Source organism: Pseudomonas sp. P867 (assembly GCF_019891455.1).
Taxonomy (GTDB): Bacteria; Pseudomonadota; Gammaproteobacteria; order Pseudomonadales; family Pseudomonadaceae; genus Aquipseudomonas; species Aquipseudomonas synxantha_A.
Genome location: NZ_JAFLXB010000014.1, coordinates 137,168 through 150,134, shown reverse-complemented (window position 1 = coordinate 150,134; position 12,967 = coordinate 137,168). Strand labels below are relative to the sequence as shown.

The 12,967-nt window shown below is 60.5% G+C and carries 11 protein-coding genes and 1 pseudogene; 3 read left to right on the top strand and 9 right to left on the bottom strand.

Going from position 1 to position 12,967, the window contains the following annotated elements:
* Positions 1-4 precede the first annotated feature (4 nt).
* Positions 5-250: pseudogene (locus tag J1G33_RS22860) on the top strand (acyl-CoA thioesterase domain-containing protein); the annotation flags it as partial.
* A gap of 245 nt (positions 251-495) precedes the next feature.
* Here J1G33_RS22860 and J1G33_RS22855 read toward each other — a convergent pair.
* From J1G33_RS22855 to J1G33_RS22845, 3 genes are read right to left on the bottom strand one after another with little or no spacing between them, the layout of a single operon-like run.
* Positions 496-1,677, bottom strand: coding sequence for an acetyl-CoA C-acetyltransferase (locus J1G33_RS22855; protein ID WP_078820863.1), 1,182 nt, complete (start codon positions 1,675-1,677; stop codon positions 496-498).
* 11 nt (positions 1,678-1,688) lie between these two features.
* Entirely contained in the window at positions 1,689-2,348 is a 660-nt protein-coding gene (locus tag J1G33_RS22850) for a CoA transferase subunit B (protein WP_005786928.1), read from the bottom strand.
* Positions 2,349-2,379: 31 nt separating this feature from the next.
* The gene (locus J1G33_RS22845; RefSeq protein WP_010211319.1) at positions 2,380-3,078 is read right to left on the bottom strand and encodes a CoA transferase subunit A; all 699 of its coding nucleotides are present in this window, start codon (positions 3,076-3,078) and stop codon (positions 2,380-2,382) included.
* A gap of 133 nt (positions 3,079-3,211) precedes the next feature.
* Here J1G33_RS22845 and J1G33_RS22840 point away from each other — a divergent pair, with 133 nt between their 5' ends.
* Entirely contained in the window at positions 3,212-4,114 is a 903-nt protein-coding gene (locus J1G33_RS22840) for a LysR family transcriptional regulator (protein WP_032876764.1), read from the top strand.
* A gap of 55 nt (positions 4,115-4,169) precedes the next feature.
* Here the strand turns inward: J1G33_RS22840 and J1G33_RS22835 are convergent, their stop codons facing one another.
* From J1G33_RS22835 to J1G33_RS22810, 6 genes are all read right to left on the bottom strand, one after another.
* The gene (locus tag J1G33_RS22835) at positions 4,170-4,499 is read right to left on the bottom strand and encodes a hypothetical protein (RefSeq protein ID WP_003190335.1); all 330 of its coding nucleotides are present in this window, start codon (positions 4,497-4,499) and stop codon (positions 4,170-4,172) included.
* A 469-nt stretch (positions 4,500-4,968) separates the two neighbouring features.
* Complete coding sequence (locus J1G33_RS22830; protein ID WP_223018806.1) at positions 4,969-5,823, bottom strand: NAD-dependent protein deacetylase; 855 nt, start codon at positions 5,821-5,823, stop codon at positions 4,969-4,971.
* Between the two features lie 8 nt (positions 5,824-5,831).
* On the bottom strand, positions 5,832-6,272 hold the full coding sequence (locus J1G33_RS22825) for a CBS domain-containing protein (RefSeq protein WP_148854148.1): 441 nt from the start codon (positions 6,270-6,272) through the stop codon (positions 5,832-5,834).
* A 130-nt stretch (positions 6,273-6,402) separates the two neighbouring features.
* Positions 6,403-8,352, bottom strand: coding sequence for a DNA topoisomerase III (locus J1G33_RS22820; RefSeq protein WP_148854147.1), 1,950 nt, complete (start codon positions 8,350-8,352; stop codon positions 6,403-6,405).
* 166 nt (positions 8,353-8,518) lie between these two features.
* Positions 8,519-10,141: an MFS transporter gene (locus J1G33_RS22815; protein ID WP_078820865.1), complete on the bottom strand. Its 1,623-nt coding sequence runs from the start codon at positions 10,139-10,141 to the stop codon at positions 8,519-8,521.
* An 81-nt stretch (positions 10,142-10,222) separates the two neighbouring features.
* Positions 10,223-11,899 carry a GMC family oxidoreductase N-terminal domain-containing protein gene (locus J1G33_RS22810; protein ID WP_223018805.1) on the bottom strand — a complete coding sequence of 559 codons (1,677 nt, stop codon included), beginning with the start codon at positions 11,897-11,899 and terminating at the stop codon, positions 10,223-10,225.
* Between the two features lie 129 nt (positions 11,900-12,028).
* Between J1G33_RS22810 and J1G33_RS22805 the strand changes: the two genes are divergently transcribed.
* Positions 12,029-12,922 carry a LysR family transcriptional regulator gene (locus J1G33_RS22805; RefSeq protein WP_148854144.1) on the top strand — a complete coding sequence of 298 codons (894 nt, stop codon included), beginning with the start codon at positions 12,029-12,031 and terminating at the stop codon, positions 12,920-12,922.
* The last annotated feature ends 45 nt before the right edge of the window (positions 12,923-12,967 follow it).

Sequence of the window (12,967 nt, the reverse complement as noted above, 5' to 3'; positions counted from 1 at the left end):
TTGCCTGGCCGATATTGGCATGGGATACGCCATGGCGTTTTCCAGTGAGCCACCGCTGCCGTTGATTACTGCCAGCATGACCTTGGACTACCTGGGCGCCGTGCAGGTGGGGGAGTGGATGGTGGTACGTTTGGAAAGCCACAAGCGCGGGCGGCAGATGGCGTTTGCGACGCTGAGTTTGCAAGTGCAGGAGCGCATTGTGCTGCGTGCGAGTGCGGTGTTTGCGGTGCCACAGGGTGACAGGCAATGAGATCAAATGTGGGAGCTGGCTTGCCTGCGATAGCGGTGTATCAGTCAGCAATAATTTGACTGACACACCGCTATCGCAGGCAAGCCAGCTCCCACCGTCTGACCGAGTGCTTACAGGTAGGGAATCGATAAAAGAAAAGGCCTGGCTTTTCGTGGAACCGGGCCTTTTCTGTGTTGCTCTTATTGGCATGGGGCTACTACGCAGCCCAACGGGAGCAAGCTCCCTCGCCACAATAGCGATCCGATTCAGTTGCGTTCGAGTGCCAGGGCCACGCCTTGGCCGCCGCCAATGCACAGCGTCGCCAAACCTTTTTTGGCGTCGCGCTTGATCATTTCATGCAGCAGGGTCACCAGCACGCGGCAGCCTGAGGCGCCAATCGGGTGGCCGATGGCGATCGCACCGCCATTGACGTTGACCTTGTCGGCGTCCCATTCCAGCTCTTTGCCCACTGCCAAAGATTGCGCAGCGAAGGCTTCGTTGGCTTCGATCAGGTCCAGGTCTGCCAACTGCCAGCCGGCCTTGTCCAGGCAGCGGCGAGTGGCCGATACCGGACCGATGCCCATGATGGCCGGGTCCACGCCCGCATTGGCGTAGCTGGCGATACGCGCAAGTACAGGCAAGCCGAGGGCGCGGGCTTTGTCGGCGCTCATCAGCAGCACGGCGGCGGCGCCGTCGTTGAGGCTGGAGGCGTTGCCGGCGGTGACGCTGCCGTCTTTCTTGAACGCCGGCTTGAGCTTGGCCAGGGACTCGGCCGTGGTACCGGCGCGGGGTTGTTCGTCCACCGCGAAAGCCACCGGGTCGCCTTTGCGCTGGGGAATCAGGATCGGGGTGATCTCGTCGGCAAAACGTCCGGCCTCAATGGCAGCGGCGGCTTTTTGCTGGGAGGCGGCGGCGAACGCATCCTGGGCTTCACGGCTGATGCCGTACTTGTCTACCAGGTTCTCGGCGGTGATGCCCATGTGGTAGTCGTTGAATGCGTCCCACAGGCCGTCGGTGATCATGCTGTCGATCATCTTCGCGTGGCCCATGCGCAAACCGGTGCGCGCGGCGGGTAGTACGTAGGGTGCCAGGCTCATGTTTTCCATGCCGCCGGCAATGATCACCTCGGCGTCGCCGCAACGAATGGCCTGTGCGCCCAGGTGCAGGGCCTTGAGGCCCGAGCCGCAAACCTTGTTCAGGGTCAGGCTCGGCACGGCGTGGGGCAGGCCGGCGAGGATCGAAGCCTGGCGCGCCGGGTTCTGGCCGCTGCCTGCAGTGAGCACCTGGCCGAGGATCACTTCATCGACTTGGGCCGGGTCCAGGCCGGTCTGCTCCAGCAGGCGACGGATCACGGCGGCACCCAGTTCCGGGGCCGGAATACTCGCCAGCGAACCTTGAAAGCTGCCCACGGCGGTGCGGGTGGCAGCAACAATCACGACGTCTTGCATGGAATCTGTCCTCACTGGAAGTGCATTTCTGGAACGTGGTCCGGGACGATCAGTTTACCGGCGGTCTTGCTCACAATCTCTTCAACACTGACGCCAGGTGCGCGTTCCTTGAGGACAAAAGCGCCATTTTCGATTTCCAGGTACGCCAGGTCCGTGAGCACACGCTTGATGCAGTTGGCGCCGGTCAGCGGCAGGCTGCATTGGCTGAGCAACTTGGACTCACCGTCCTTGGACGCGTGGGTCATGATCACGATGATATTTTCCGCACCGGCCACCAGGTCCATAGCACCGCCCATGCCCTTGACCAGCTTGCCGGGGATCATCCACGAGGCAATGTTGCCTTGTACGTCCACTTCAAACGCGCCGAGTACCGTGAGGTCGACGTGGCCGCCGCGGATCATTGCGAAGGATTCGGCGGAAGAAAAGATCGAGGCACCGATACGCGCGGTCACGGTTTGCTTGCCGGCGTTGATCATGTCGGCATCAATGGTTTCTTCGGTAGGAAACGGTCCCATGCCGAGCAGGCCGTTTTCCGATTGCAGCATCACTTCCATGCCGTCGGGGATGTAATTGGCCACCAGGGTCGGAATGCCGATGCCCAGGTTCACGTAGTAACCGTCCTGCATTTCGCGGGCGACGCGTTGAGCCATTTGTTCGCGGGTAAGAGCCATGGTTGTTTCCTCTTATTGTTCTGGACGGGGATTATTTGCGGACGGTGCGCTGTTCGATGCGCTTCTCGAAGGTGCCGCAGATGATCCGGTCGACGTAGATGCCAGGGGTGTGGATCTGCGCCGGGTCCAGCTCGCCCGGTTCGACGATTTCCTCGACTTCGACCACGGTGATCTTGCCCGCGGTGGCGGCCAGCGGGTTGAAGTTCTGGGCGGTGTGGCGGTAGATGACGTTGCCGAAGTGGTCGGCTTTCCAGCCTTTGACAATGGCGAAATCGCCGGTGATGGACTCTTCCATCAAATACGGGCGGCCGTTGAATTCGCGGGTCTCCTTGCCTTCGGCAACTGGGGTGCCGACGCCGGTGGCGGTGAAGAAGGCCGGGATGCCGGCGCCGCCTGCGCGCATTTTTTCCGCGAGGGTGCCCTGGGGGGTGAGGACTACTTCGATTTCGCCGCTGAGCAGTTGCTTCTCGAACAAGGCGTTTTCACCCACATAAGAGGCGATCACCTTGCTGATCTGTTTTTCTTCGAGCAGCACGCCCAGGCCGAAGCCATCGACGCCGCAGTTGTTGGAAACCACCGTCAGGTCGCGGGTGCCTTTGCGCTTGATCTCGGCAATGAGGTTTTCCGGAATGCCACACAGGCCAAAACCGCCGGAGAGCACGGTCATGCCGTCTTCCAGGCCTGCCAGTGCTTCTTCATAGGACGCCACGCGTTTATCGAAACCTGCCATATGCACCTCTTTTATTGTTTGTGGTCCAGCCAGTGCGTTGAGTGTTGCGCCAGTGGATTGATTTGTTAAGTTGTTTTTTAAGGTTGATTGATTTAGAAAACAGCATAGTCCAACTGCTGTCTGGAGCTGCCTCATGACCGTCAAACAGATGCGTGCCTTTCTCGCCGTTGCTCAGAGTCTGAGTTTTGCTGCTGCCTGCGAGCGCCTGCACCTTTCTCAGTCGGCACTGAGCTTGACCATCAAGGGGTTGGAAGAAGGGTTGGGCGGGCGCCTGTTCAGCCGCAATACCCGTAACGTCGCGCTGACCCCCGAGGGCGAATCGCTGTTGCCCCTGGCGCGCCGGTTGATTGCCGACTGGGACAACGCCGAGGACGAACTGCGCCAGCGTTTTACCCTGCAACGCGGGCGCGTGACGGTGGCGGCCATGCCGTCGTTTGCCGGTAACCTGTTGCCGCCGATCCTGAAGATATTCCGCGCACGTTACCCTCAGGTGAACGTGACGGTGCATGACCTGATCAACGAGCAAGTGCTGGAGATGGTGCGCGACCGTCAGGTGGAGTTGGGCGTTGCATTCGAGCCGTCCGAAGGGTCATCGTTGGCATTTACGCCGTTATATCTGGATCGCTTTATCGCCGTGGTGCCAGGGGATTCGCCGTTGGCTCAGCGTGCCGAGATCGATTGGAAAACCTTGCTGGAGCAACCGTTTATCACGTTGCAACGCCCCTCCACGGTACGTGTGATGTTGGAAGAACACCTTGGCGCCTTGCAGATGAAATTGCCCGTAGCGTTGGAAAGCCATCAACTGGCGACCGTGGGGAAGATGGTCGCCAGCGGGCTGGGCGTCAGCGCCGTGCCAGCGTTATGTGCCCGGCAGATGGAGGAGGCGGGTGCTCATTGCATTACCTTGACCGGCCCGGTGATCGAGCGGCCAATTGGCGTGTTGACCAAACCGGGCCATGAGTTGTCGGCGGCGGCGCAAGTGTTGTTCGATATTTTTCGGGATGAGGCGGGGAAGGGCAGGTTTCCAACTTTCTAACGTTATAAAAAATGCGGGAGCTGGCAAGCCAGCTCCCGCATTGATTGAGTAATACTTAGTAGTAGCGGTCGATCACTTTAACTTGCGAGCTGTCTTTGAAAGATGCCCAGGCATTGTTGAGTGTATCGAACACCTGCTCGATAAAGTTTCGATCAGCCGCAGCCTTCTTTCCGACATAGCCCTGGCCACGGCGGTACATCTTCAGGCGCGCCGCCAGTTCACGGTTATTGCGGTCGAACTCGGCTTCTTCGGTATGGGGCGCCAGGCAGTCAATTTGCACTTCGCCCGATTTGCCAATCCACAGGATATGGTCGTCGAGTGTGTCTTTCTGCGCTGCGAACATCTCAGCCAATTCATCGATAGTTGGTTGGTTGTTCAGATTCATGTGTAAGCCCCTTGACCAGTTGGCGATCTATCAATTGATTCGTTAAAACTGCGTAGTTGTCTCCGGTTCCGAAAACCGGGCGTCAGTGACGGTCTGCCGAATACGGGCAGGGTCTTGAACCTGATGCATGTAGTCTTGCTGATGAACTGCTACGCAACGCTTTCATAACGAAGACAAGCAGCGTTTTAGCTCCTTGTACCGGACCCTTTCGGGGCTGGTCAGCTTCATCAATCTGCCTTGTGGGCAGTGCACATCCGGAAAAACAGCTCGGCGGTCAGACGAGCCTGTTCAAAACGCTTGTTACCAACGCTCCCGATCCGGGAGACGTCTAGATCATGCAAGGACAAAAAGGTTACGTCAACGATTATGTAGTGATTATTTTTGATCACTACATAATTTGTTGTGGGGGCGGGGGAATGCGGGAAAACGTGACTTGGGCGTCATTTTTTGGAGGTGCAGGTCGGGCGTTTCAACCCTCCTGTAGGAGCCGGTCGGCGAGCAACGGCAGTAGCTGCTCGCAGGAGGCCTGGATTTTAACCTGCAGCAGCTCATCCCCGCGTGTCTTGCCCAGATTGATCGCAATCACCGGCTTACGCTGCTCGACCATGGCCTTGCACAATCGGAACGCCGAATAGGCCATCAGTGACGACCCCACCACCAGCAGGCCCTCAGCGTGTTCTACCGCCGCCATCGCCTTCAGCGCCGTCGCCGGTGCGACATTCTCGCCAAAGAACACCACGTCAGGTTTGAGCCGCTCGCCGTTGCAATGGGGGCAGTGGGGCACCTGGAAGTGTTGTTCAAACGCCGGATCGAGCAAGGTGTCGCCATCCGGCGCTTGCACGGCGTGAACCTGCGCCATATGCGGGTTATCAACTTCCATTTGCCGCTGGATCACATCGCGCTCGCTGCGCAGTTGGCAATCCAGGCACAGCACCCGATGCAAGCTGCCGTGCAACTCGATCACGTCATGGCTGCCGGCCTGGTCATGCAGGGTGTCGACGTTCTGTGTGATCAGCCCGCTGATATGGCCACGGTGTTGCAGTGTCGCCAGTGCCAGGTGAGCCTTGTTCGGCTGCGCAATGCGCACACGCGGCCAACCCAGCATCGCCCGTGCCCAGTAACGGCGTCGCGCATCCGGGGTGGCAAGAAATTCCTGGTACATCATCGGTGCTTTGCCCCGGCGTACACCTTCACTGTCGCGGTAATCCGGGATGCCCGACGAGGTGCTGATGCCTGCGCCGGTCAAGGCTAAAAAGCGTCGTTCAGCCATAGCCCGGTGCAGGATTTCGAGGTGGTCCGCCTGATGTTCCAGCGTGTCGAGCATGGTGTCTCCTATTCGCCGCGGATGTATTGCTCCAGCTGTTTGATCAGATCAGCCTGTTCGGCAATGGCTTCCTTCACCAAGTCGCCGATGGACAGCAGGCCCAACAGTTTGCCGTCTTCGACCACCGGTAGGTGGCGCAGGTGACTGTCGGTCATGATGTTCATGCATTCCTCGACACTTTTATGGGTGTCGACGGTGATGACGGGAGAGCTCATAACATCGTCGACCCGAGTGGTCACCGACGACAGGCCTTTGAGAATGAGTTTACGTGCGTAATCACGCTCGCTGATGATCCCTACGACCGCACCTTCCTTGACGACTGGCAAGGCACCGACGTTTTTCTCCGACATCCGCACCAGCGCTTCGAACACCGTGTGGTCCCATTGAATGGTGTGGACGTCCTGGTTTTTCTGATCCTTGGCTTTGAGCAATTGTGCGACGGTTTTCATGGCGGCCACTCCGGTGTTGTTCTTAGGTAGTCAGGGTCCCCTAAAGAATCCTAGACGGCCTGCGGCAGGGCAAGACCCAAAGCGGCGTTAAACCTGTCGAAAAACGTCATTTGCCGGATTTTTACGCGTTCTAGCCCGCCGTTGTCGGTTTCTTTGTGCGCTTTGGACTGGCCGCAGCCTTGCGTGGAGCGCTCTTGCGTTTCTTCTTCCAGGGCGTGGCACCTCGACCTGCCGGGCTGGCGGGGCCGGTGATGGTCATGCGCATACCGTTACAGCGCGCCACCTGCTTGCTCATCCACGCCGCCTGCTTGGCAACGAATTCTTCCAGGCTCATTTCGCCGCTTTGCACCATGTCCAGCGCTTGTTCCCAGATGGCGGTGGTGCCTGGGTCGGCAATGGCGCGGGGCACCGCGTCAATCAGGCTGAACGCGGCTGGGGTTGCCGACAGGGCTTTGCCGTTTTTCACCAGGTAACCGCGGTCCAGCAAGCCCTGGATGATCCCGGCGCGAGTGGCTTCGGTGCCGATGCCGGTGGTGTCCTTGAGCTTTTGCTTGAGCAGCGGGTCTTGCACCAGTTTGGCGACGTTTTTCATCGCCTTGATCAGGTCGCCTTCGGTAAAGGGCTTGGGTGGTTGGGTCCACAGGTCCTTGAGGTTGACCTTGGCCACGGCGTAGTCCTGGCCCTGCACCAGCGTCGGCAAGGCCTGGGGCGCAGGCGCTTCACGGCCTTTGGCGGGCGCCAGTGCCTCGGGCAATGCGCGTTTCCAGCCGGCTTCGATGATGACCTTGCCCACCGCACGCAACGCCTGGCCGGCACAGTCGAAATCTGCCTGGGTGCGGTCGTATTCATGGTTGGGCAGGAACTGCGCCAGGTAGCGCGCGCGTATCAAGGTGTAGACCGCACGGTGCTTGCCGGTCAGTTGGCTTAAATCCTTGCCCGCCCCAGTGGGGATGATGCCGTGGTGGGCGCTGACCTTGGCGTCATTCCAGGCCCGCGAGCGGCGTTGAGGGTCGATGTGCGGCATCAATTCGTTGACCGCCGCATCCGCACGGCCCAGCGCCGAGAGGATCTTTGGCGCCTCACTGTGCTGGCTCAACGGCAGGTAGCCGCAATCGCTGCGCGGGTAGGTGATGACCTTATGAGTTTCGTAGAGGGATTGGGCAATATCCAGGGTTTCCTGGGCGCCCAGGCCGAGCTTTTTGGAACAGATTTCCTGCAGTGTGCCGAGGTCAAAGGGCAGGGGGGCGACTTCGCGCATGCGTTCGGTGCGCAGCTTTACCAGCCGCGCCGCGTTCGCGTTGCCCATGGCGTCAGCAGCGTCCCGCGCCAGTTGCGGGTTGAGGCAACGGCCCTGATCATCGCAGGCATCTTCATTGGCGCGCCACTGGGCGGTGAAGGTCATGCTTTCGTGACGCAGGTCGACATCAATGGCCCAATACGCCACCGGTACGAAATCGGCGATGCTGCGATCACGGTCCACCACCAGGCGCAGGGTCGGGGTTTGCACCCGGCCTACTGGCAATACGCCCTGATAGCCGGATTGGCGCCCCAGTAGGGTAAACAGGCGGCTCATGTTCATACCGATCAGCCAGTCGGCGCGGGAGCGGCCCAGGGCCGAGTGATACAGGCTGAAGGTTTCGGCGCCCGGCTTGAGCGCCGCCAGGGCCTTGCGAATGGAGGCCTCGTCCAGTGCCGACAGCCACAGCCGCTGGATCGGCCCACGGTAGCGGCAATGCTCCACCAGTTCACGGGCAATCATCTCGCCCTCACGGTCAGCATCGGTGGCGATCACCAGCTCCTGGGCTTCCCCCAGCAAGCGCTTGACCGCCTTGTACTGGCTGGCGGTCTTGGGCTTGACCAGCATCTTCCATTTTTCCGGAACGATCGGCAGGTCGGCCAGCACCCAGCGTTTGTATTTGGCGTCGTAGGCGTCGGGCGGGGCGGTTTCCAACAGGTGCCCGATGCACCAGGTGACAGTAACCCCATTGCCCAGCCAGCAGCCGTCGCCGCGGCGTGTGGCGCCGAGCACGGCCGCGATATCCTTGGCCTGGGAGGGTTTTTCACAGAGGTACAGCCGCATGGTCATCACATCAGATCGGGTTGATGCCTTGCAGGATGCTTAGTCAGAAGGATTTGAGCAACCATTATCTGTATGGATGTACAGCAATTTGTGTGAGCAACAACAACCAAAATGTGGGAGGGGGGCTTGCTCCCTCCCACAAGGGATCTTCGGTGTTCAAACGAACTCAGTTGTTATCGATATCCACATGCCGGGTTTCTTTGAGGCAGAACAAACCGACGATCAAGCTCACCCCAGTCACCACCACCGGGTACCACAGGCCATAGAAGATATCGCCGGTGTACACCACCAGGGCAAAGGATACGGTCGGCAGGAACCCGCCAAACCAGCCGTTGCCGATATGGTAGGGCAGGGACATCGACGTGTAGCGGATACGCGTCGGAAACAGCTCCACCATCAGCGCCGCCAATGGCCCGTAGCACATGGCCGCGATCAGGATCAGCACGACGATCAGCACCACCACCATCACCTTGTTGACCTGGGCCACGTCCGCCGAAGACGGGTAGCCGGCCAGGGTCACGGCGCCACGCAGTGCCGCCTCGTCAAAGCCGTCGATGCGCACATCGCCCACGCTCACCTGCACCGGGCTGCCTGCCGGAGCGGCGGCACTGCTGTAGGGCAGGCCCTGCTTGACCAGGAAGGTCTTGACCTTGTCGCATGGGCTGTCAAAACGCGCCTTGCCCACCGGGTCGAACTGGAAAGTACAGGTGGCCGGGTCGGCCAGCACGGTAATCGGCGCCTGTCGGCTGGCCTGGTCCATCGCTGGGTTGGTGTAGTGCGCCAGGCCCTTGAAGATCGGGAAGTACAGCGCGGTCGCCAGCAGCAGGCCGAGCATCAGCACCGGCTTGCGCCCGACCTTGTCCGACAGCCAGCCAAACAGGATAAAGAACGGCGCGCCAATCACCACGCTGATGATCAGCAACATATTGGCCAGAGCCGGGTCCATGCGCAGGAACTGGGTCAGGAAGAACAGCACATAGAACTGCGCCGCGTAAAAAGTCACGGCCTGCCCGCCGTTGATACTGAACAGGGCAATCAGTACGACCTTGAGGTTTTCCCATTTACCGAACGACTCGCGGATCGGCGCCTTGCAGGCCTTGCCTTCTTCTTTCATTTTCAGGAAGGACGGCGACTCGTGCAGGCTCATGCGGATCCAGGTCGAGATGCCCAGCAGCACGATGGAAAACAGGAACGGGATGCGCCAGCCCCACACTTCGAACTGATCGCCAGTGAAGTAACGGCAGGCCAGCACCACCAGCAACGATAGCAGCAGGCCGAGGGTGGCGGTGGATTGAATCCAGCTGGTATGCAGGCCGCGCTTGCCGGGTGGCGCATGTTCGGCCACATAGGTGGCCGCGCCGCCGTACTCGCCGCCCAGCGCCAGGCCCTGCAACATACGCAGTACGATCAGGATGATCGGTGCGGCGATGCCGATGCTGGCGTAGGTCGGCAGCAGCCCGACGCAGAAGGTTGCCACGCCCATCAAAATGATGGTGACCAGGAAGGTGTACTTGCGCCCGATCATGTCGCCCAGGCGGCCGAACACCAATGCTCCGAACGGACGCACCACGAAGCCTGCGGCGAAGGCCATCAAGGCAAAGATAAACGCAGTGGTGTCGTTGACCCCGGCGAAGAACTGCTTGCTGATCACCGCCGCCAGGGCGCCGTAGAGGAAAAAGTCATACCACTCGAACACCGTCCCCAGGGACGAGGCGAAGATGACTTTTCTTGATTCGTTGGCAGTGCTTGCACTGGCCGCCGAGCCCAGGGGTTGAGCATGTTCTGACATTGGGTGTCCCTCACAGTGATTATTTATTGTTGTCCCACTGTCGGCGCCAACTTCGGCGCCGCTGTTTTTCTTCATATATCGTCAACGATTACGCGGGGTGCCCTGCGCGGTGCGCGGTGCGGGTGGGTTTTTCGCGAGCAAGCTCGCGCCTACAGTGTTCGGTGAAAGGATCAACTGCGCAGCCTTCTCCGCGATCATCAGCGTCGGTGAGCAGGTATTGCCGGAGGTGATGCGCGGCATGATCGACGCATCGGCAATGCGCAGCCCGGGAATGCCATGCACACGCAGTTGGCTGTCGACCACGGCGTCCTTGTCATCGCCCATGCGGCAGGTGCCCACCGGGTGGAAAATGGTGGTGCCGATGCGTGCCGCGGCTTCGTGCAGTTGTGCTTCGGTTTGCAGCGCATCGCCAGGCAGGTATTCCACCGGTTTGAACTGGCTCAAGGCGGGCGCGGCGACGATGCGCCGGGTCAGGCGGATGGCGTCGGCGGCCACGCGCAAGTCCTCGGGGTGGCTGAGGTAGTTGGGTTGTATCAGCGGGGCATCCGCCGGGTTGGCCGAGCGAATATCCACGCGGCCGCGGCTTTGCGGGCGCAGGTCGCAGACCGACGCGGTAAACGCCGGGAAGCCGTGCAACGGTTCGCCAAAGCGCTCCAGGGACAGCGGCTGCACATGGTATTCAAGGTTGGCCGACGTCTGCTCCGGCCCGGAGCGGGCAAATGCGCCAAGCTGGCTGGGCGCCATCGACAGCGGACCGCTGCGGTCGTACAGGTAGCGCAGGCCCATGCCCATCTTGCCCCACAGCGTGCCGGCGATCTGGTTCAGGGTACGTGCATTTTCCAGTTTGTAGATCAGGCGCAGTTGCAGGTGATCTTGCAGGTTGCCGCCCACGCCCGGCAGTTCATGCACCACATCAATGCCCAACGGTTTGAGCACGTTGGTGGGGCCGATCCCGGAACGCTGCAGAATGCCCGGCGAGCCCACGGCACCGGCGCACAATATGATCTCCTTGCGCGCTTTCCAGCTGAGCTGTCGGCCGTGTTGGCGCCCGCCAACCTGGGAGGCTCGGCCGTTTTCCAGCAGCACACGGTCGACCTCCACCTCCGTCAACACAGTCAGGTTGGGGCGTTGGCGGATCGGCTTGAGAAACGCCTTCGCCGCATTCCAGCGCACCCCGGCCTTCTGGTTGACCTGGAAGTAGCCGCAGCCTTCGTTGTCGCCCTGGTTGAAATCATTGATGTTGGCGATGCCGCTCTGGGCTGCCGCCTCACGAAACGCATCGAGGATTGGCCACGACAGGCGCTGCTGCTCGACGCGCCACTCGCCACCATCGCTGTGGAATTCCGAGCCACCGGCAAAGTGGTTTTCGCTGTGTTTGAACAGCGGCAACACATCGTTCCAGGCCCAGCCCGGGTTGCCTGCTGCCGCCCAGCCGTCGTAGTCCTGGGCTTGGCCGCGCATGTAGATCATGCCGTTGATGGACGAGCAGCCGCCGAGCACTTTGCCCCGTGGGTAGCTCAGGGCGCGACCTTGCAGGCCGGCTTGCGCCTCGGTTTTGAAGCACCAGTCGGTGCGCGGGTTGCCGATGCAGAACAGGTAGCCGACGGGGATATGGATCCAGGGGTAATTGTCGCGGCCACCGGCTTCGAGCAGCAGGACGCGGTGGGCCGGGTTGGCGGACAAACGATTGGCCAGCAGGCAACCGGCGGGGCCGGCGCCGACCACGATGTAATCGTATTCAGCAGTTGCAATGGGCATCTGGGGGCTCGCTTGTTTTTCTTGTTGGCCCCATCCTAGTTGTTAGTTTTCGTCTTAAAAATGTTAGTTTTTACCCAGCTGCTGTGCGTTTTTAAACAGCGCGGTCCGGGCTCAGGCAATGGAGGCGATATGTTCGACTGGAATGACCTGCGGTTTTTTCTCGAGTTGCAGCGCAGTGGCCGCCTGCTCACCGCCGCGCAACGCTTGAAAACCACGCATGCCACCGTGGCCCGGCATATCGAGGCCATCGAGAAAAGCCTCGGCACCGCGCTGTTTGTGCAACACGCCCAAGGCTACGAATTGACACCCGCGGGCGAGGCGCTGCTCAAACATGCCGAAGTCATGGAGAACGTGGCGCTGCTGGCCGAAGACGAACTCACCCACTCAGCCGCGCCCTTGGGCAAGATACGTCTGGGGGTGGCCGAAGGTCTGGGCGTGATGTTCCTCGCCGGGCGCATGGGCGGGTTGTTCGAGCGTTACCCAGGTCTGGAAGTGGAGCTGGTGGCCGTACCGCGTTTTGTCAGCATCCTCAATCGCGAAGCGGAGATCAGCATCCACCTGGAACGCCCCAGCGTCGATCAATTGGTGACACGCAAACTCACCGACTACCGTCTGGCGCTGTATGCCAGCCGCGCTTATCTTGCGCGCAACCCGCCGATCGAAAAGCGCGAAGACCTCGCCGCCCATGCCTGGATCGATTACGTCGATGACCTGCTGTTCAGCCAGGAACTGAAGTTCCTCAACAGCTTCTGTCGCAACCCCAAGGTGGTGTTCCACAGCACCAGCGTGATCGCCCAGCACCAGGCGGCGCGTTCGGGGTTGGGCATTGCCGTGTTGCCATGCTTTATGGCGGCGGGCGACAAGGATTTGGTGCCGTTGCTGCCGGCAGAGAGCATCCAGCGCAGCTACTGGATCAGCTCGCGCCGAGAGCTGCACAAGTCTGTGCGGTTGCGGGTGTTGTGGGATTATGTGGTGGAGTTGTGCGCGCGCGAGCAGAGTTTGCTACTCGGCGAATCCCGCTGACACACACGGACTAAAAGGTGGGAGCAGGCAAGCCAGCTCCCACAT

Bases quoted from the DNA above. Each gene is read 5' to 3' on its own strand.
- J1G33_RS22805 (WP_148854144.1), top strand. From the start codon at position 12,029: ATGTTCGACTGGAATGACCTGCGGTTTTTTCTCGAGTTGCAGCGCAGT.
- J1G33_RS22820 (WP_148854147.1), bottom strand. From the start codon at position 8,352: ATGCGGCTGTACCTCTGTGAAAAACCCTCCCAGGCCAAGGATATCGCG.
- J1G33_RS22815 (WP_078820865.1), bottom strand. From the start codon at position 10,141: ATGTCAGAACATGCTCAACCCCTGGGCTCGGCGGCCAGTGCAAGCACT.
- J1G33_RS22845 (WP_010211319.1), bottom strand. From the start codon at position 3,078: ATGGCAGGTTTCGATAAACGCGTGGCGTCCTATGAAGAAGCACTGGCA.
- J1G33_RS22850 (WP_005786928.1), bottom strand. From the start codon at position 2,348: ATGGCTCTTACCCGCGAACAAATGGCTCAACGCGTCGCCCGCGAAATG.
- J1G33_RS22835 (WP_003190335.1), bottom strand. From the start codon at position 4,499: ATGAATCTGAACAACCAACCAACTATCGATGAATTGGCTGAGATGTTC.
- J1G33_RS22825 (WP_148854148.1), bottom strand. From the start codon at position 6,272: ATGAAAACCGTCGCACAATTGCTCAAAGCCAAGGATCAGAAAAACCAG.
- J1G33_RS22810 (WP_223018805.1), bottom strand. From the start codon at position 11,899: ATGCCCATTGCAACTGCTGAATACGATTACATCGTGGTCGGCGCCGGC.
- J1G33_RS22830 (WP_223018806.1), bottom strand. From the start codon at position 5,823: ATGCTCGACACGCTGGAACATCAGGCGGACCACCTCGAAATCCTGCAC.
- J1G33_RS22855 (WP_078820863.1), bottom strand. From the start codon at position 1,677: ATGCAAGACGTCGTGATTGTTGCTGCCACCCGCACCGCCGTGGGCAGC.
- J1G33_RS22840 (WP_032876764.1), top strand. From the start codon at position 3,212: ATGACCGTCAAACAGATGCGTGCCTTTCTCGCCGTTGCTCAGAGTCTG.